This is a genomic window from Sphingomonas sp., from assembly GCF_019746665.1.
Taxonomy (GTDB): Bacteria; Pseudomonadota; Alphaproteobacteria; order Sphingomonadales; family Sphingomonadaceae; genus Sphingomonas.
In genome coordinates, this window is sequence record NZ_JAIERS010000005.1 from 237,725 (window position 1) to 254,276 (window position 16,552).

20 protein-coding genes and 1 tRNA gene are annotated in these 16,552 nt (G+C 67.8%); 15 read left to right on the plus strand and 6 right to left on the minus strand.

Features of this window, described 5'->3' with window-relative positions:
• The first annotated feature begins 78 nt into the window (after positions 1–78).
• From K2X73_RS04000 to K2X73_RS04015, 4 genes are all read left to right on the plus strand, one after another.
• Positions 79–1,188, plus strand: a complete 1,110-nt coding sequence (locus tag K2X73_RS04000) for an AI-2E family transporter (protein WP_294108993.1) — start codon at positions 79–81, stop codon at positions 1,186–1,188.
• An 11-nt stretch (positions 1,189–1,199) separates the two neighbouring features.
• Complete coding sequence (locus K2X73_RS04005; protein ID WP_294108787.1) at positions 1,200–1,574, plus strand: hypothetical protein; 375 nt, start codon at positions 1,200–1,202, stop codon at positions 1,572–1,574.
• Between the two features lie 84 nt (positions 1,575–1,658).
• Positions 1,659–1,735: transfer RNA gene (locus tag K2X73_RS04010), tRNA-Asp, on the plus strand.
• Positions 1,736–1,864: 129 nt separating this feature from the next.
• Positions 1,865–2,233: a PRC-barrel domain-containing protein gene (locus K2X73_RS04015; RefSeq protein WP_294108790.1), complete on the plus strand. Its 369-nt coding sequence runs from the start codon at positions 1,865–1,867 to the stop codon at positions 2,231–2,233.
• A gap of 51 nt (positions 2,234–2,284) precedes the next feature.
• On the opposite strand, the gene K2X73_RS04020 is transcribed toward K2X73_RS04015, so the two are convergent.
• The 4 genes from K2X73_RS04020 to K2X73_RS04035 all read right to left on the minus strand — a co-directional run bounded on the left by K2X73_RS04020 (position 2,285) and on the right by K2X73_RS04035 (position 3,658).
• Complete coding sequence (locus tag K2X73_RS04020) at positions 2,285–2,500, minus strand: DUF2842 domain-containing protein (RefSeq protein ID WP_294108792.1); 216 nt, start codon at positions 2,498–2,500, stop codon at positions 2,285–2,287.
• The gene (locus K2X73_RS04025; protein WP_294108794.1) at positions 2,497–2,994 is read right to left on the minus strand and encodes a 5-formyltetrahydrofolate cyclo-ligase; all 498 of its coding nucleotides are present in this window, start codon (positions 2,992–2,994) and stop codon (positions 2,497–2,499) included. Before K2X73_RS04025 ends, K2X73_RS04020 begins: the two co-directional genes overlap by 4 nt.
• 204 nt (positions 2,995–3,198) lie before the next feature.
• Complete coding sequence (locus tag K2X73_RS04030; RefSeq protein ID WP_294108796.1) at positions 3,199–3,498, minus strand: cell division protein ZapA; 300 nt, start codon at positions 3,496–3,498, stop codon at positions 3,199–3,201.
• Positions 3,491–3,658, minus strand: coding sequence for a hypothetical protein (locus tag K2X73_RS04035; protein WP_294108799.1), 168 nt, complete (start codon positions 3,656–3,658; stop codon positions 3,491–3,493). Before K2X73_RS04035 ends, K2X73_RS04030 begins: the two co-directional genes overlap by 8 nt.
• Positions 3,659–3,793: 135 nt before the next feature.
• Here K2X73_RS04035 and tkt point away from each other — a divergent pair, with 135 nt between their 5' ends.
• The 4 genes from tkt to K2X73_RS04055 all read left to right on the plus strand — a co-directional run bounded on the left by tkt (position 3,794) and on the right by K2X73_RS04055 (position 8,596).
• Positions 3,794–5,761: a transketolase gene (gene tkt / locus K2X73_RS04040; RefSeq protein ID WP_294108801.1), complete on the plus strand. Its 1,968-nt coding sequence runs from the start codon at positions 3,794–3,796 to the stop codon at positions 5,759–5,761.
• 16 nt (positions 5,762–5,777) lie between these two features.
• Entirely contained in the window at positions 5,778–6,788 is a 1,011-nt protein-coding gene (gene gap / locus K2X73_RS04045) for a type I glyceraldehyde-3-phosphate dehydrogenase (RefSeq protein ID WP_294108803.1), read from the plus strand.
• 144 nt (positions 6,789–6,932) lie between these two features.
• Entirely contained in the window at positions 6,933–7,409 is a 477-nt protein-coding gene (locus K2X73_RS04050; protein WP_294108805.1) for an MOSC domain-containing protein, read from the plus strand.
• Between the two features lie 23 nt (positions 7,410–7,432).
• A complete protein-coding gene (locus K2X73_RS04055) occupies positions 7,433–8,596 on the plus strand; it encodes a phosphoglycerate kinase (RefSeq protein ID WP_294108994.1) in 1,164 nt (387 codons plus the stop codon).
• On the opposite strand, the gene K2X73_RS04060 is transcribed toward K2X73_RS04055, so the two are convergent.
• On the minus strand, positions 8,593–9,102 hold the full coding sequence (locus tag K2X73_RS04060; RefSeq protein WP_294108809.1) for a TlpA disulfide reductase family protein: 510 nt from the start codon (positions 9,100–9,102) through the stop codon (positions 8,593–8,595). The two genes, K2X73_RS04055 and K2X73_RS04060, sit on opposite strands and share 4 nt — an antisense overlap.
• A 150-nt stretch (positions 9,103–9,252) precedes the next feature.
• Between K2X73_RS04060 and K2X73_RS04065 the strand changes: the two genes are divergently transcribed.
• From K2X73_RS04065 to K2X73_RS04090, 6 genes are all read left to right on the plus strand, one after another.
• Positions 9,253–10,164 (plus strand): class I fructose-bisphosphate aldolase, encoded by a 912-nt coding sequence (locus K2X73_RS04065; RefSeq protein WP_294108811.1) that lies wholly within the window; start codon positions 9,253–9,255, stop codon positions 10,162–10,164.
• A gap of 32 nt (positions 10,165–10,196) precedes the next feature.
• Entirely contained in the window at positions 10,197–10,907 is a 711-nt protein-coding gene (locus K2X73_RS04070; RefSeq protein ID WP_294108813.1) for an SDR family oxidoreductase, read from the plus strand.
• A 44-nt stretch (positions 10,908–10,951) separates the two neighbouring features.
• Positions 10,952–11,635, plus strand: coding sequence for a thiamine phosphate synthase (thiE, locus tag K2X73_RS04075; protein ID WP_294108815.1), 684 nt, complete (start codon positions 10,952–10,954; stop codon positions 11,633–11,635).
• A gap of 228 nt (positions 11,636–11,863) precedes the next feature.
• Positions 11,864–12,277: a low affinity iron permease family protein gene (locus K2X73_RS04080; protein WP_294108817.1), complete on the plus strand. Its 414-nt coding sequence runs from the start codon at positions 11,864–11,866 to the stop codon at positions 12,275–12,277.
• 69 nt (positions 12,278–12,346) lie between these two features.
• A complete protein-coding gene (gene efp / locus K2X73_RS04085) occupies positions 12,347–12,910 on the plus strand; it encodes an elongation factor P (protein WP_294108819.1) in 564 nt (187 codons plus the stop codon).
• Between the two features lie 124 nt (positions 12,911–13,034).
• The gene (locus tag K2X73_RS04090) at positions 13,035–13,847 is read left to right on the plus strand and encodes an inositol monophosphatase family protein (RefSeq protein ID WP_294108821.1); all 813 of its coding nucleotides are present in this window, start codon (positions 13,035–13,037) and stop codon (positions 13,845–13,847) included.
• A 41-nt stretch (positions 13,848–13,888) separates the two neighbouring features.
• On the opposite strand, the gene K2X73_RS04095 is transcribed toward K2X73_RS04090, so the two are convergent.
• On the minus strand, positions 13,889–15,109 hold the full coding sequence (locus K2X73_RS04095) for a cation:dicarboxylase symporter family transporter (RefSeq protein WP_365980297.1): 1,221 nt from the start codon (positions 15,107–15,109) through the stop codon (positions 13,889–13,891).
• 99 nt (positions 15,110–15,208) lie between these two features.
• On the opposite strand from K2X73_RS04095, the gene glmM reads away from it, so the two are divergent.
• Positions 15,209–16,546 (plus strand): phosphoglucosamine mutase, encoded by a 1,338-nt coding sequence (gene glmM, locus K2X73_RS04100; protein ID WP_294108825.1) that lies wholly within the window; start codon positions 15,209–15,211, stop codon positions 16,544–16,546.
• Positions 16,547–16,552 lie beyond the last annotated feature (6 nt).

Genomic DNA, 16,552 nt, shown 5'->3' on the forward strand with positions numbered 1-16,552 from the left:
AAGGAACGGATCGTGGACAAGCCATATGAAGGTCTGAACGAGGCGGCGCCGAGCCCGCCCACGCCGGCGGAGGAGGCGATGTTGCGGCGCGACCGGCTGCTCGCCGCGGTCACTCTGATCGGCGGCGTGGGGTTGCTGCTCGCGCTTCCCTTCGCGCTCAAGGCCGGAACCGAATTCTTCCTGCCGCTCACCGCCGCGCTCGTCATCGCGATCGCCTTGGTGCCGGTGCTCGAATGGATCGAGCGGCGGCGGGTGCCGTCGTCGATCGCGGCGCTGCTCTGCGTCACGGGCTTCCTCGCTGCCGCCAATGTCGCGCTCGCGGCGATCATCGTGCCGGCGGTCGCGTTCTTCCGCCTGTTGCCGGAGCGGATCGGCCGTATCCAGATGAACCTGAAGCCGATCCTGGAGCTCTACCAAAGCCTGGAAAAATACATCGATCGCACCGCGATGAAGTTCGCGGCCGGCTCGGCGCAGTCGGTCGCGCGGGCCGCGCAGACCCAGCAACCGCCGCCGAGTTCGCTCGTCGATCTGATCGCGAGTTCGGCGCCGTCGGTGTTCGTCCACATCTTCTTCGGCATCCTCGTCGTCTATTTCTTCCTCGCCGGCTGGACGCGGCTGCGGCGCGAGACGATCACCAGCCGCGCGAGCTTTTCGGGTGCGATGGCGACCGCGCGCGTCATTCAGGACGTGGTCGACGATACCTCGGCCTATCTGGGGACGATCACCGTCATCAACTTCTCGCTCGGGGTGTTCCTGGCGGGGTGCCTGTGGGCGATGGGGATGCCATACCCCGCGATGTGGGGTGGCATCGTCGCGCTGCTCAATTACGTTCCCTATTTCGGGCCGATCGTGGCGGCGGTGCTGCTCGCGCTGGGCGGGACGATGGTGTTCACCGATTTGTGGGTGGCGTTGATGCCGGCGGCGATCATGGTCGCATCGCACCTGCTGGAGGCGAATGTCATCACGCCGCTGATCGTCGGCCACCGGCTGACGATCAACCCCATCATGATCCTGATTTCGTTGAGCTTCTGGGGGTGGGTGTGGGGCACGGCGGGAGCGCTGCTGGCGGTGCCGATCCTGATCATCGCCCAAACGGTGGTCGCGGCCGCCGGCAAGCCCGACATCGCCGGCTTCCTGTTCGAACACGGCACGCTCGAACAGCGACGGCGCGGGGGCGGCGGGCGGTGAGTTGGCGCCTCATGCTGGCGCTGCAAGCGATTGGCATGCCGGCCGATGTGCCCAACTTCGATCTGGGCACCGTGGCGGTCGCGGAGCCGACCCGTCCCACGCTGTCGCTCTGCGCCCCGGGCGTCGGCGCTGAAGTTGTGGTCTGCGGCCGCCGCGGCGATCAGTATCGCCTGCCGTTGCCGGTTGAGCGCGATCTGGCGGCCGATGGCCGGACGGCGGATTCGCCGGGCGGTATGGCGGCGTTGACCCCTGCCGGCCGATGCGGCCTGTTCGCGGGCGAGCGGCAGTGCAGCCGGCGCGAGGCGGCTGCCTATGGCTATGGCAATGGCCGCGATCCGATCACCGTCCTTCTCAGGCTTGGCGACAGATTGGTCGCTGGCAATTAGTGGACGAAGGGCCGGGTTTGGCCGCCGCATTCCCCTGTTGACAGCCCCGCACGGCTCGCCTATCCGCGCCGCCTCAACCGATGCGCGGGTGTAGCTCAGTCGGTTAGAGCGCCGGCCTGTCACGCCGGAGGTCGCGGGTTCGAGCCCCGTCACTCGCGCCATTTCGCAGCAGCTTCTGCTCAAACGAGCCGCGCGAGCGACCAACCGTTGCCGCGCGCGCGCTGCGCCATGCGTTGACCCCTCCGGAAGCGCGGCTTTCTCCCGCCGTGCCGCAAGCCAAGAGGGCAATCATGGACACAAGCCAGAATTTGGACACGCGCGAGACCAGCGATCTGATCGCCTCGAACAAGGTCGAAGGAACCGCGGTTTACAACCAGCAGGGAGAGCGGCTCGGCACGATCGAGCATTTCATGGTCGATAAGCTTTCGGGCCAGGTCGATTATGCGGTGATGACCTTCGGCGGCTTCCTCGGCATGGGTACCGACCGTTATCCGCTGCCCTGGGACGCGCTGACCTATGACACCGATCATGGCGGCTATGTGGTCGACGTCACCAAGGAACAGCTGCAGGGCGCGCCGCATTATAGCGAGCAGGAACCCAGCTATGATGATAGCTATGGCGAGCAGGTCTATAGCTATTACGGTTTCAATTACCGCTAGGGCACCCGCGGCTCTCTAGAAACCTGGCCCCTGTCGCGCGCGGCGGGGGCCTTATTTTTCCGCCCGCCAGCGCCCGGTTTCCATCCAGCGGAGCAACGGCTTCAGCGGCATGATCCAGATGATCCCCGTCACCAGATAAAAGAGCGCTTGAACCAGCGCCGGCCAGCGCGCGAGCGTACCCGAGAGGCTCGTCACCAGCACCGCCCAAAGCGTGATCAACAGCAGCAGCAGCAGCGCGCCGGCGGGTTTGCGCCAACTTGGGGTCATCGCTCGATCCAGCCCTGTTCCGTGATGACAGCGTGGAGCGGCACGTCCCAGGGCTCGGTCGGCACCGCCTCGACGCGCTGGATGGACCAGGCGACGCCGATCCGCAAGCTCTGGGGGTGGTCGGCGAACGCACGATCGTAGAAGCCCGCGCCCTGGCCCAGCCGGTTGAGGCGCAGGTCGAACGCGACCAGTGGGGTGAGGATCAGATCGGGCACCAATTCGCGCGCGTCCGCGACCGGCTGGGTGAGGCCCATCGGCCCCGGCTCGCGCGGGGCGTCGCCGTCCAAAAAGCGCATCGGCGCGCCCCGCCGGGCAATGCGGGGCAGCGCCAGTCCCCAGCCGCGCGCGACCGCGGCCTCGACGAGCAGCGCCGGGTCGGCCTCGCCCGCGATCGGGAGATAGGCGGCGATCACGCCTGGCTGGGCCAGACGCGCGAGGAACGGCGCCGGCGGCACGATCGGCACGGCCGCCTGCCGCAAACGCGCGGCGCGCATCGCCGCGCGGAGATCGGCTTTCAGCGGAGGGGTAAGTGGCGGGACCACCATGGGTCGGTTGCTCGAATATCCTCTGACGCCTCAACGTCAGGTGGGAACCGTTTGCCTTGGCCAGGGCCAGGGTAGGGACAGCCCCCGTGGATGGTGATATCGCCTCAGGGATGTTCCTAAAGCTCGTGCCGGGCAGTACCCGCCATGCCCTATCTAGGGATTTTGCGCGGCGTCCTCAAGGCTTTCCGCCAGCGCTTCAAGCCGGGTCGCGAGCCGATCGAGCAGGGTGGAATCACCCAGCGGCTGCGCGGTACGCGCCTCGTCGAGCGCGTCGGCCAGCATCAGCGCGAGCAGCAGCAGCGCGCGTTCGGGCGGGCCAGTGCCGGCCGCGCGCTGCGCGATCGGCCAGCGTTCGGCGAGCATCGCGCCGAGCGCGTGCAGCCGCGGCTCCTGGCCATCGGCGCAGGCGACGGGATAGCCGCGCCCGCCGAGCTGGATCACCACCTCAGCCATCGCGCTCGATCAGCGCGTCGAGCGCCGTCATCGCCGCCGCCACCCGCTCGCGCAGCCGGTCGTGCCGGGCCGCGAGCCGCGCCGCTTGCTCCTGGTGCCGCGCCGCCGCGCGGTCGATCCGTTCGAGCGCGGCCTCGATCCGCGCCAACGCCTCTGCCATGCGCCGCAACGTAGCACGGTGCGCGGCCCCCGCAAGCCGGCGGCGCGGCGAGGCGGTTGACGGGGGCGCCGTGCCACCGCAAAGACGCGCGCGACTTTCGACTCACGGCGCGCTGAGTGCCACAGCGGGGATAGGATGGCGCCGACCGACCAACAGCTTGCCAACGCCATTCGCGCGCTGGCGATGGATGCGGTGGAGGCCGCCAATTCGGGCCATCCCGGGATGCCGATGGGCATGGCCGACGCGGCGACCGTGCTCTTCACCCAATATCTGAAGTTCGATCCTGCCGATCCCCATTGGGCGGACCGTGACCGCTTCGTGCTGTCGGCCGGGCACGGATCGATGCTGATCTACGCGCTGCTCCACCTGACCGGCTATGCGCGCCCGACGATCGACGACATCAAGGCGTTCCGCCAATTGGGCAGCCCGTGCGCGGGGCACCCGGAAAATTTCGAGCTGCCCGGCGTCGAATGCACCACCGGCCCGCTGGGGCAGGGGCTGGCGATGGCGGTCGGCATGGCGATCGCCGAGCGGCATCTGAGCGCGGTGTTCGGCGACGCGCTGGTCGATCACCGCACTTGGGTGATCGCGGGCGACGGCTGCCTGATGGAAGGCATCAACCACGAAGCGATCGGGATCGCCGGGCATCTGAAGCTCGGGCGGTTGAACGTGCTGTGGGACGATAACAAGATCACGATCGACGGCGCGGTTTCGCTGTCGTCGAGCGAGGACATCCCGGCGCGCTATGCCGCGACCGGCTGGCATGTCGTCGAGTGCGACGGGCATGATTTCGCCGCCGTCGCCGAAGCTTTGGCCGAGGCCACGGCCGATCCGCGCCCCTCGCTGATTCGCTGCCGCACGATCATTGGCAAGGGCGCGCCGACCAAGCAGGGCACCGCCAAGACCCACGGCTCGCCGCTCGGCACCGCCGAAGTCGCCGGCGCGCGCGAGGCGCTCGGCTGGACCGCCGCGCCGTTCGAGGTGCCCCAGGATATTCGCGAGGCGTGGCTGCGCGCCGGCAAGCGCTCGGTGGACGCGCGCGCGGCCTGGGCCGACCGGCTCGCGGCGCATCCGGCGCGTGGCGAGTTCGAGCGGCGCATGGCCGGCCAGCTCCCCGCGCCGCAGGGCGAGGCGGAAGCGTTCATGGCGAAACTCATCGCCGACGCGCCCACGGTCGCGACGCGCAAGGCGAGCGAGATGGCGCTCGAGGCGATCACCCCGCTGATCCCCGAGCTGATCGGCGGTTCGGCCGACCTGACGGGCTCGAACAACACCAAGACCGCCGCCACCGGCCCGCTAACGGCCGAGAATTACGGCGGCCGCTACCTCTATTACGGCATCCGCGAGTTCGGCATGGCCGCCGCGATGAACGGCATGGCGCTGCACGGCGGCGTCATCCCCTATGGCGGCACGTTCCTGGTGTTCGCCGACTATGCCCGCGCGGCGATCCGCCTTTCGGCGCTCCAGCATGCGCGCGTGATCTATGTGATGACGCACGATTCGATCGGGCTCGGCGAGGACGGCCCGACGCATCAGCCGATCGAGCATCTGCAAAGCCTGCGAATGATCCCGGGGCTCGACGTCTATCGCCCGTGCGACGCGGTGGAGACCGCCGAATGCTGGACGCTCGCGCTGGGTCGCGCCGATGGGCCGGGGCTGCTCGCGCTGTCGCGCCAGAACCTGCCGACGCTGCGCGGCGAGGGCGGAATGCTGAGCGCGCGCGGTGCTTACCGGCTGCGCGCCGCCCAGGCGCCGCGGGCGGTCGTCCTCATCGCGACTGGCTCTGAAGTGAGCCTCGCGGTCGAAACGGCGCAAGCGCTCGAAGCGCGGGGTATCGGCGCCGATGTCGTCTCGATGCCCAGCTGGCGCCATTTCGAAGCGCAAGACGCCGCCTACAAGGACGAGCTGCTGCCCGCCGATGTCCTCAAAGTCTCGATCGAGGCGGGCACGACCTTTGGCTGGGAGCGTTGGACCGGGGCCGATGGGATGCGCTTCGGGATCGACAGCTTCGGCGCCTCCGCCCCGGCCGAGGCGCTGTATCGCCATTTCGGGCTGACCGCCGACAGTATCGCGCCGCAAATCGCCGCGCGGCTGGGGCGCTGAACCAAGGGAGTAGCTTATGACGGTGAAGGTAGCGATCAACGGCTTCGGGCGCATCGGTCGCCTCGTCGCGCGGGCGATGCTGGAGCGGGACGATACCGGGCTCGAGCTGGTCGCGATCAACGACCTGGCCGATGCCAAGTCCAACGCCTGGCTGTTCGCGCGCGATTCGGTCCACGGCAAATATCCGGGCACCGTCGCCGCCGAGGGCAATGATCTGGTGATCGACGGCAAGCGCGTCCGCGTCACCGCCGAGCGCGACCCGGCCAATCTGCCCCACGCCGAGCTCGGCATTGATCTTGTGCTGGAATGCACCGGCTTCTTCACCGACCGCGCGAGCGCGCAGAAGCATCTCGACGCGGGCGCCAAGCGCGTGCTGATCTCGGCCCCGGCCAAGGGGGCGGACCTGACGGTGGTCTACGGCGTGAACCACGACAAGCTGGCGGCTGAACACACCATCGTCTCGAACGCGTCGTGCACCACCAACTGCCTCGCCCCCGTCGCCAAGGTGCTGAACGATGCGTTCGGCATCGAGCGCGGGCTGATGACCACGGTTCACGCTTATACCAACGATCAGAAGATCCTCGATCAGGTTCACAGCGACCTCCGCCGCGCGCGTGCGGCCGCGATGAGCATGATCCCGACCACCACCGGCGCCGCGCGCGCGGTGGGCGAGGTGCTGCCCGAGCTGAAGGGCAAGCTCGACGGCTCGGCGATCCGCGTGCCGACCCCGGACGTGAGCCTGGTCGACCTGACTTTCACCCCCAAGCGCGACGTGACCCGCGACGAGGTGAACGCGGCGCTGAAGGCGGCTTCCGAAAGCGGACCGCTGAAGGGTATTCTCGATTACAGCACCGATCCGCTGGTCTCGATCGACCTGCTTCACGCGCCGGCCTCGTCGACGGTCGACAGCCTGGAAACGGCGGTGATCGAGGGCAAGCTGGTGCGCGTCGTCAGCTGGTACGACAATGAATGGGGCTTCTCGAACCGCATGGTCGACACCGCCAAGGCGATGGCCGCGTTGCTTTGATGTTTCTGGGCGTCGCCCCCAGATCACGCCACGTCACCCCGGGCTTGACCCGGGGTCTCGCTTCTTCGCGCGGCGCGAGGCAGCGGGACCCCGGCTCGGGGGCCGGGGTGACGGGCGGACCTGTGGTGGCGTTGGGGCGTTGAAATGATCCCCGCCACCCTCGCCGGCATCGCCCGCCACGCCGCCCCGCGCGCGGCTATGGAGACGCTGGAGCGCGCCCTAATCACCCCCGAGCTTGGCGTCGAGGGCGACTGCAAGGGCGTGTTCAAGCCCGGCAAGCGCAACCGGCGGCAGGTGACCCTGATCGAGGCGGGCGATTGGGCCGCCGCGCTCGCCGAGCTGGGCGCTACGCTGCCGTGGTGGGAACGGCGCGCCAATCTGCTGGTCGAGGGCCTCGATCTGCCGCAGCGCGCGGGGGCGATCCTGCGCATCGGCGGGGTGCGGCTGGAAATCACCACCGAATGCGATCCGTGCGAGCGCATGGACGCGCTGATCCCGGGCCTGCGGGCCGCGCTTCGCCCCGATTGGCGCGGGGGCGCCTGCGCGCGGGTGCTGAGCGGCGGGATGGTCGCGATCGGCGACACGATCGAAATTGAAAGTTTTGGGGAGTTGGCGGCGTGAGGGCTTTCAAGACGCTCGACGATATGGGCGATGTGGCGGGCAAGCGTGTGCTGGTGCGCGAGGATCTGAACGTGCCGATGGCCGAGGGCGCCGTCACCGACGATACCCGCCTGCGCGCCGCAGTGCCGACCGTCGCCGAACTGGCGGACAAGGGCGCGATCGTGCTGGTGCTCGCGCATTTCGGCCGCCCCAAGGCGCCCACGCCCGAGTTCAGCCTGGCGCAGATCACGCAGCCGTTCGCGGCGGTGCTCGGCCGCCCGGTGCGCTATGTCGATTGGGAGGGCGCGGCGGAAGCCGTCGCCAGCTTGGCGCCGGGCGAAGTCGGGCTGCTGGAGAATACGCGCTTCTTCGGCGGCGAGGAGAAGAACGCACCCGAGGTAATCGACCGCTTCGCCGCGCTCGGTGATCTCTACGTCAACGATGCCTTTTCGGCCGCGCACCGCGCCCACGCCTCGACCGAGGGCCTTGCCCACCGGCTGCCGGCCTTCGCCGGGCGGCAGATGGAGGCCGAGCTCGACGCGCTCGACAAGGCGCTCGGTAACCCTGAGCATCCGGTGGCGGCGGTGGTGGGCGGCGCCAAGGTTTCGACCAAGCTGGACGTACTGAAGCACCTCGTCGCGCGGGTGGATCACCTGATCATCGGCGGCGGCATGGCCAACACTTTCCTCGCCGCGCGCGGGGTCAATGTCGGCAAGTCTTTGTGCGAGCATGACTTGACCGGCACCGCCGAAGAAATCTTCGCCGCGGCCGAAACCGCCGGCTGCACGATCCATCTGCCCTATGATGTCGTCGTGGCGAAGGAATTCGCGCCCAACCCGCCATCCTTGCGCACCTGCAACGTCCACGAAGTGGCGGCTGACGAGATGATCCTCGATATCGGCCCGGCGGCGGTCGAAGCGCTGGGCGATGTGCTCAAGACATGCCGCACGCTCGTGTGGAACGGCCCGCTCGGCGCGTTCGAGACGCCGCCCTTCGACGCCGCGACCGTGGCGCTCGCGCGCACCGCCGCCGCGCTCACGGCGGAGGGATCGCTCGTTTCGGTCGCGGGCGGGGGCGATACCGTGGCCGCGCTCAACGTGGCCGGCGCCGCGGACGCGATGAGCTTCGTATCGACCGCCGGCGGCGCGTTCCTCGAATGGATGGAAGGCAAGGAACTGCCCGGGGTGGCGGCGCTGGCGCGTGCCTAGAGCGCTGGTGCCTCGGGCGCCGGTTCGTTAAGTAACGGCACGACTTCGCGGTTTAGATCGTCGAGATCGAACGCGCCGGTTTTGGCGTAACGCACCCGTCCCGCCCGATCGATGATGAAATTAGTCGGCACCGCCCCCAGGCTGAAATAGGGGCCCTTCACCCGCTTCACCGGGCTGATCGCCATGGTGTCGAACACCTTCTTCATCGCATAGATCGGCACGGAGTCCTCGGTCGTTACCGCGAAGACGCGCAGACCGTGTTGCTTTGTCAGGCGATAAAAGGCGTCTAGTGTCGGCAATTCCTTGCGGCAGGGCACACACCATGTCGCCCAGAAATTGATCACGACGACCTGCCCTCGCAAAGCGCTGATCGCCACCTTTTCGCCACTTACCAAGGTAAACTCACCCTCGGGTGCGATATCGCCCACCCTGAGTTTGGGCGACGCGCCGACTAGCATCACCGCGAGAGGTAATGCAGCGAGACGCAAGGCTATGGCGCGGATCATGCCGGCTCCCTTGTTCAGAATAGGCAACCTTTCCTACGCCAGGGCGTGCGTCAAGCAGGCACAGCACGCACCCGCTAAGCAGTTGCCGCCATGCGCCCCGGCGGCTAACAGCCCGGCAGCATTCGTATGCATGATCGCAGGGGAGCCCGAATGACGCCGACCGTCAAAGCCATTCTCAACAATTACGAGTCCGATAATCCGGGGGTGAAGGCCAATCTCGCGCGCATCCTGATGCAAGGCCGCTTGGGCGGTACCGGCAAGCTGATCATCCTGCCGGTCGATCAGGGGTTCGAACATGGCCCGGCGCGCAGCTTCGCGGTGAATCCCGATGCCTATGACCCGCATTACCATTATCAGCTGGCGATTGACGCCGGGCTTTCGGCCTATGCCGCGCCGCTCGGCATGATCGAGGCGGGGGCGGACAGCTTCGCCGGCCAGATTCCGACCATCCTGAAGGTCAATTCGTCGAACAGCTGGGCGACCAGCATCAATCAGGCGGTGACCGGTGGCGTCGAGGATGCGCTGCGGCTGGGCTGCTCGGCGATCGGCTTCACCATCTATCCGGGCGCGGACGACGTGTTCGACATGATGGAGGAGATCAAGGAGATGATCGCCGAGGCGAAGTCGGTCGGCATCGCCACCGTGATCTGGTCGTACCCGCGCGGTGGCAAGCTGTCGAAGGACGGCGAGCTCGCGCTCGATGTCGGTGCGTACGCCGCGCACATGGCCGCGCTGCTTGGCGCGCACATCATCAAGGTGAAGCTGCCGAGCAACCATATCGAGCAGAAGGACGCGCAAAAGGCCTATGAAGGCCATGACTGGTCGGCTCAGGCCACGCGCGTGAAGCATGTCGTGAAGAGCTGCTTCAATGGCCGCCGGATCGTGGTGTTCTCGGGCGGCGCGGCGAAGGGCGCGGACGCGGTGTATCAGGATGCGCGCGACATTCGCGACGGCGGCGGCAACGGCTCGATCATCGGCCGCAACACCTTCCAGCGGCCCCGCGCGGAAGCGCTGGCGATGCTCGACAAGCTCGTCGCGATTTATAAGGGCGAGGAAGCCTGAACCTGTTCGCGCTCGATGGCCGCACCGCGCTGGTGACCGGCGCGGGGCGGGGGCTAGGGTTCGAGATCGCGCGTGCGCTGGCGGAGGCGGGCGCGCGCGTGCTGCTTGGCGGGCGCGATCCGGCGGCACTGGCGCGGGCAGCCGCGGCGATCGGCCCGCACGCCGAGCCGATGCCGTTCGATCTCGCCGCGCCCGATCTGGAGGCGCGCGCGGCGGCGATCGCGACCGACCATAAGCTCGACATCTTGATCAACAACGTTGGGCAGCGCGATCGCCGCGCGCTGTTCGATTTCGCGCTCGATGATGTGCGCGCGCTCGCCGAGGTGAACCTGATCGCCCCCTTCGCGATCGCCCGCGCGGCGGCGCGGCCGATGATGGCCAAGGGGCGCGGCCGGATCATCAACGTCACCTCGATCGCCGGGGATATCGCGAACAGCGGCGACGCGGCCTATACGATGGCCAAGGGCGGTCTCGCGGCGCTCACCCGCGCGCTCGCCGCCGAACTGGGGCCGCATGGCATTACCGTGAACGGGATCGCCCCCGGCTTCTTCGCGACCGAGGCGAACGCGGCGATGATCGCCGATCCGGAAATCGCCGCCTGGCTTGACCGGCGCACCTCGCTCAAGCGCTGGGGCCAGCCCGAGGAGATCGCCGGCGCCGCGCTGTTCCTGGCAAGCGACGCGGCGAGTTATGTGACGGGTACGATCATCACCGTCGACGGCGGCTATTCGGCGCATTTTTGACTGCCCCATTGACGGATGTGATTGATCGCGGTGAAGCGCGGGCGATGACCGAAGACGATCCGCTTGGCCCCCTCGACCCCGATTTCGCCGCCGCCTTCGTGCGCGATGATCGCCGGCCGCCCTGCCAGCTTTACCTGATCTCGCCGCTTGAGGTTGGGGGCGGTTTTCCCGAGCGGCTTAAACGCGCACTCGGCGCTGGGCCAGTTGCGGCCTTCCAGTTCCGGGTCAAGGGCGTCGATCAGCACGCGGCGGCGCGGCTCGCCGAACCGCTGCAGCGGATTTGCACCGAGCATGACGTGGCCTTCATCGTCAATGACGACATGGCGCTCGCCAAGCGGCTGGGGGCGGACGGGGTGCATCTGGGTCAAGGCGATGGCGACCCGCGGGAGGCGCGCGCGCTGCTAGGGCCGGCGGCGCAGATCGGCGTCACCTGCCACGCCAGCCGCCATCTGGCGATGGAAGCGGGGGAGGCGGGGGCCGATTATGTCGCGTTCGGTGCCTTCTACCCGACACGGACCAAGACGGTCGAGCATCATGCCGAGCCGGTGCTGCTCAGTTGGTGGTCGACCTTGTTCGAGCTGCCCTGCGTCGCGATCGGCGGGATCACACCGCAAAATGCCGCGCCGCTGGTAGCGGCGGGCGCCGATTTCCTCGCCGTGTCAGGCGCGGTGTGGGATAGTGACGAGGCGGCGGCGGTGCAAGCGTTCGGGGCGATGCTGGGGGGCTGAAGCGGGCGCCTCGTCGGTTGAGCCGATATAGCTGTAGACGACCTGAAGAATGTGCTGGGTTTCACGGAGTCCAGCGCCCGCGTGCCCGGCGTCCGTGAGGCAGTCGTCCACGCGACCTATATCCTCGTCTATCATGTTGAAGATGAGCGGATTGTTATGCTCCCCGTCTTGCATACCCGCCAGCAATACCCTTGAACCGGTGCGTCGCGCCGTTTCGAGGAAAGCCGCATGTTCGACCGGATCTTCACCCTGATCGCCGGCCGCGTCGCGGCGGTGGCGGGGCAGCCCATCGCTTTCATCCTCGCCCTCACCGTGATCGCGGTGTGGGGGCTCACCGGGCCGATCTTCCATTATTCGGACACCTGGCAGCTGGTCGTGAACACCGCGACGACGATCGTCACCTTCCTGATGGTGTTCCTGATCCAGAATTCGCAGAACCGCGATTCGGCCGCGATGCAGGCGAAGCTCGACGAGCTGCTGCGCGCGGTGGAGCAGGCGCGCGTCCAGTTCATCGGCATCGAGCACAAGACCGATCGCGAGATCGAGGCGATCCGCGCCGCGCTGGAGGCGGAATGCGCCGAGGAGGATGTGCGCACCAAGGCCGTCACCTCCAGCGTCGGCCGGTTGCGCGATCGTTACTGAGCCCGCCTTGCCTGCCTTCGCCTGGGGCGCTAAGGGCGCGCCTTGCTCTTTCTTTGAAACAGGGTTCCCATGAAGATCAGCGGCGTCGACATTCGCCCCGGCAACATCATCGAGTATGAAGGCGGCATCTGGCGGGCGGTGAAGATCCAGCACACCCAGCCCGGCAAGGGCGGTGCCTATATGCAGGTCGAAATGAAGAACCTGCGCGATGGCCGCAAGAACAACGTCCGCTTCCGCTCGGCCGAAACGGTGGAACGCGTGCGGCTCGACACCAAGGATTTTCAGTTCCTCTATCCCGAAGGCGACATGCTCGTCTTCATGGACAAGGAAACTTACGATCAGACCACGCTGCCGCGCGATCTGCTCGGCGACGCCGCCGCCTTCCTGCAGGACGGGATGGACGTGGTGATGGAACTTTACGACGAAGAGCCGATCAGCGTGCAGCTTCCCGACACGATCGAGGCGGTGATCGTCGAGGCCGACGCGGTGGTGAAGGGGCAGACCGCCTCGTCCAGCTACAAGCCGGCGGTGCTCGATAACGGCGTGCGGATCATGGTGCCGCCGCATATCGAAAGCGGCACGCGCATCGTCGTCGATGTGTACGAACAGGCTTACGTCCGGCGCGCGGACTGAGCGCTTCTCCCTCTCCCCTTCAGGGGGAGAGGGTCGGGGAGAGGGGCCGTGTGCCGCGTCACCTCTCCGTTGCGTCCCCTCTCCCAACCCTCTCCCCTGAAGGGGCGGGGGCTAAAGGTGTTTTATGGTTTCTCATTCCGGCCTGATCACAGTGATGGAACGCGCCGCGCGCAAGGCGGCGCCCCGGCTGCGGCGCGATTTCGGCGAGGTTCAGCATCTTCAGGTAAGCCGCAAGGGGCCGGCCGATTTCGTCTCGATGGCCGACAAGCGCGCCGAGCAAACATTGTATGAGGAATTGAGCGCCGCGCGCCCCGATTGGGCATTCGTGATGGAGGAGCGGGGCGCGGTCGCGGGCGACCCCAGCAAGCCGCGCTTCGTGATCGATCCGCTCGACGGCACCAGCAACTTCCTCCACGGCATCCCCCATTTCGCGATCTCGATCGCGGCCGAGGAACCCAAGCCGGGTGGCAGGTGGGAGCCGATGGCGGCGCTGATCTATCAGCCGCTGACCGATGAGAGCTTCTGGGCGGAGAAGGGCCGGGGCGCCTGGTTGCAGGACCAGCGGCTGCGCGTTTCCGCGCGCGGCGATCTGGCGGACGCGTTGATCGCGACCGGCATCCCCTTCCTCGGCCACGGCGATTTCGCGCAGTGGAGCCGGATTTTCGGTGCGGTGGCGCCCTCGGTCGCGGGGATTCGCCGCTTCGGATCGGCCGCGCTCGATCTCGCTTGGGTCGCGGCGGGGCGGTTCGATGGCTTTTGGGAATCGGGCCTCAGCCACTGGGACGTGGCGGCCGGGTTGCTGCTGGTGAAGGAAGCCGGCGGTTACGTCAGCGACTATCGCGGCGGCGACAAAATGATCGACCGGCGCGAGGTGCTTGCCGCCAATGACGGGCTGCACACCAAGCTGCACAAGCTGGTGGCGGGGGCGCTGCGCTAAGGCGCGGGCACGAGAGTCGGGGCGATGCGCGTCGTGTGGGGCTAACCCGCCGCGCCATCCGGCGCGGCGCCGCGCGACAGCACCGCCGTCACCGCCACGTCCATCGTCACATTGCCGAGGGTGCGGAAGATGTCGGGGATCGTCTCGACCGCGATCAGCAGCCCCAGCGCCTCGACCGGCACCCCGATCGCGAGCCCGATCGGCGCGACCGAGGCGACATAGCTTACCTGCCCCGGCAGCCCGACGCCGCTGAAGGTCGTCACCGATGCCGCCGCGACCGCCGCGACGATCTGGAGCGGGCTCAGCGCCAGCCCATACCAATGGGCGATGTAGAGGATCACCGCCAGGTTCATCGGCGGGGCGGTGATCCGGAACACCGCGACCGCGAGCGGCAGCACCACCCCCGACACGGGCTTGGGCAGCGCCAAGGCTTCCGCGCCCTTGATCATCGCCGGCAGCGAGGCGAGCGAGCTCTGGGTCGAGATCGCGACCGCCTGGGCCGGTGCCACCGCGCGCGCGAAGCGGCCGAGCGGCACCCGCCCTGCGATCAGCACCAGCGGATAGGCGAGCAGCCCGATGATCAGCCCGACCGCTGAATAAGTGACGATATAGTGGAGCAACGCCCCCACCGCCGCCGTCCCCGCCCGCGCGCCGACGACGAAGGCGAGCGCCGCGACCCCGATCGGCGCGAGGGCCAGCACCCAGTTGATCACCACCAGCATCGCGTCCGCCACCGCCTGGAAGAAATCCACCAGCAGCGAGCGCCGCTCTGCCGGCAGTCTGGTGATCGCGAACGCCATCGCCATGGTGAAGATGATGAGCGGCAGGATCGCGTCATTGGCGGCGGCGGCGATCGGGTTGGTCGGGATGATCGCCTTCATGAATTCGGTGAAGCCCGGCATTGGCCCGGTCGGCTGCGCCCCGGCGAGCGCCCGCCGCAAGGCACCGCCCGCCACCGGATCGAGCGGCCACAGCGCCAGGATCGCCGGCATGATCACCGCCGCGAGCGCTGATGAAATCACCAGCAGCGTCATGAACAAGGTCAGCGCGCGCGCGGCGAGCCGGCCCGAGCGCGCGGTCTCGGCGGTCGCCGCGACGCCGGTGATCAGCAGCGCGACGATCAGCGGAACGATCGTCATCTTGAGCCCCGCGAGCCACGCCTCGCCGATCGGCTGCGCCACGTCGGCGGCGGGGGCCACCCATGCGCCGCCGCTCGCCGCCGCCACGATCCCGGTGGCGAGGCCAACAATTAGGGATAGCAAGATGCGGGTGGGTTGTGACATGCGCTCGCACAGTTAAGGACAAAGCGTGCCTCCTGCCCAGCCTTGGCGGGCGGCGGCAAGCAATTTGAGTGGCAAAGCATGGCAAGAAAATATTTCGGCACGGACGGTATTCGCGGCCTGACCAACATGGCGCCGATGACGGCGGCGATGGCGATGCAGGTTGGCATGGCGGCCGGCGCCCATTTCGCGCGGGGCGATCACAAGCACCGGGTCGTGATCGGCAAGGATACGCGCCTGTCGGGCTATATGCTCGAATCGGCGCTGATCGCGGGGTTCACCGCCGTGGGCATGGACGTGGTGCTGGTGGGGCCGATGCCGACCCCCGCGGTCGCGATGCTCACCCAGTCGATGCGTGCCGACATGGGCGTGATGATCTCGGCGAGCCACAACCCCTTCGCCGACAACGGCATCAAATTGTTCGGGCCGGACGGTTACAAGCTGTCGGATGAAGACGAACTCGCGATCGAGCGGCTGATCGAAAGCGACATTCCGCTCTCCGCCGCCGCCGATATCGGCCGCGCCAAGCGCTATGACGATGCCCGCGGCCGCTATATCCATGCCGCCAAGCTCACTTTCCCGCGCGATCTGCGGTTGGACGGGCTGCGCATCGTCGTCGACTGCGCGAACGGCGCCGCTTATCAGGTGGCCCCTTCCGCGCTGTGGGAGCTGGGCGCCGATGTCGTCGCGATCGGGGTCGAGCCCAATGGCAAGAACATCAATGACGGGGTGGGTTCCACGTCGCCGCAATTGTTGTGCGAGACCGTCGTGGCGGCGGGCGCCGATCTCGGGATCGCGCTCGATGGCGATGCCGACCGGCTGATCGTGGTCGACGAAAAGGGCCGGGTGATCGATGGCGACCAGCTGATGGCGACGATCGCGCTCGGTTGGGCGCGGCGCGGCCAGTTGCGCAACGGCCTGCTTGTCGCGACGGTGATGTCCAATCTCGGGCTGGAGCGCTATCTGGAGAGCCACGAACTGGGCCTGGTGCGCACCAAGGTGGGCGACCGCTATGTATTGGAGGCCATGCGCCAGCGCGGCTGCAATGTCGGCGGAGAGCAATCGGGGCACATCATCCTGAGCGACTATGCGACCACCGGCGATGGGCTGGTTGCCGCATTGCAAGTGCTCGCGGAAATCGTGCGCGCCGGGCGCCCGGCGAGCGAGGTGCTTCACCGCTTCGATCCGCTGCCGCAGTTGCTGAAGAATGTCCGCTTCGCCGGCGGCAAGCCGCTCGAGCATGAGCGCGTCCAAGCCGTGATCGCCGAGGCCGAGGCCGAGCTTTACGGCAAGGGCCGGCTGGTGATCCGCCCGTCGGGCACCGAGCCGGTGATCCGGGTGATGGCGGAAGGCGATGATCCCGAGCAGGTCGCCCGGGTGGTCGATCGCATTTGCGGCGTGGTGCGAGAAGTGGCGTGAGCGTCG

Coding starts and splice junctions, on each gene's coding strand:
- K2X73_RS04055 (WP_294108994.1), top strand. CDS start 7,433: ATGGGCGATGTGGCGGGCAAGCGTGTGCTGGTGCGCGAGGATCTGAAC.
- K2X73_RS04090 (WP_294108821.1), top strand. CDS start 13,035: ATGGTTTCTCATTCCGGCCTGATCACAGTGATGGAACGCGCCGCGCGC.
- K2X73_RS04060 (WP_294108809.1), bottom strand. CDS start 9,102: ATGATCCGCGCCATAGCCTTGCGTCTCGCTGCATTACCTCTCGCGGTG.
- gap (WP_294108803.1), top strand. CDS start 5,778: ATGACGGTGAAGGTAGCGATCAACGGCTTCGGGCGCATCGGTCGCCTC.
- K2X73_RS04080 (WP_294108817.1), top strand. CDS start 11,864: ATGTTCGACCGGATCTTCACCCTGATCGCCGGCCGCGTCGCGGCGGTG.
- K2X73_RS04030 (WP_294108796.1), bottom strand. CDS start 3,498: ATGGCTGAGGTGGTGATCCAGCTCGGCGGGCGCGGCTATCCCGTCGCC.
- K2X73_RS04005 (WP_294108787.1), top strand. CDS start 1,200: ATGCTGGCGCTGCAAGCGATTGGCATGCCGGCCGATGTGCCCAACTTC.
- K2X73_RS04025 (WP_294108794.1), bottom strand. CDS start 2,994: ATGCGCGCCGCGCGTTTGCGGCAGGCGGCCGTGCCGATCGTGCCGCCG.
- K2X73_RS04020 (WP_294108792.1), bottom strand. CDS start 2,500: ATGACCCCAAGTTGGCGCAAACCCGCCGGCGCGCTGCTGCTGCTGCTG.
- K2X73_RS04065 (WP_294108811.1), top strand. CDS start 9,253: ATGACGCCGACCGTCAAAGCCATTCTCAACAATTACGAGTCCGATAAT.
- thiE (WP_294108815.1), top strand. CDS start 10,952: ATGACCGAAGACGATCCGCTTGGCCCCCTCGACCCCGATTTCGCCGCC.
- tkt (WP_294108801.1), top strand. CDS start 3,794: ATGGCGCCGACCGACCAACAGCTTGCCAACGCCATTCGCGCGCTGGCG.
- glmM (WP_294108825.1), top strand. CDS start 15,209: ATGGCAAGAAAATATTTCGGCACGGACGGTATTCGCGGCCTGACCAAC.
- K2X73_RS04015 (WP_294108790.1), top strand. CDS start 1,865: ATGGACACAAGCCAGAATTTGGACACGCGCGAGACCAGCGATCTGATC.
- K2X73_RS04050 (WP_294108805.1), top strand. CDS start 6,933: ATGATCCCCGCCACCCTCGCCGGCATCGCCCGCCACGCCGCCCCGCGC.
- efp (WP_294108819.1), top strand. CDS start 12,347: ATGAAGATCAGCGGCGTCGACATTCGCCCCGGCAACATCATCGAGTAT.
- K2X73_RS04035 (WP_294108799.1), bottom strand. CDS start 3,658: ATGGCAGAGGCGTTGGCGCGGATCGAGGCCGCGCTCGAACGGATCGAC.
- K2X73_RS04000 (WP_294108993.1), top strand. CDS start 79: ATGTTGCGGCGCGACCGGCTGCTCGCCGCGGTCACTCTGATCGGCGGC.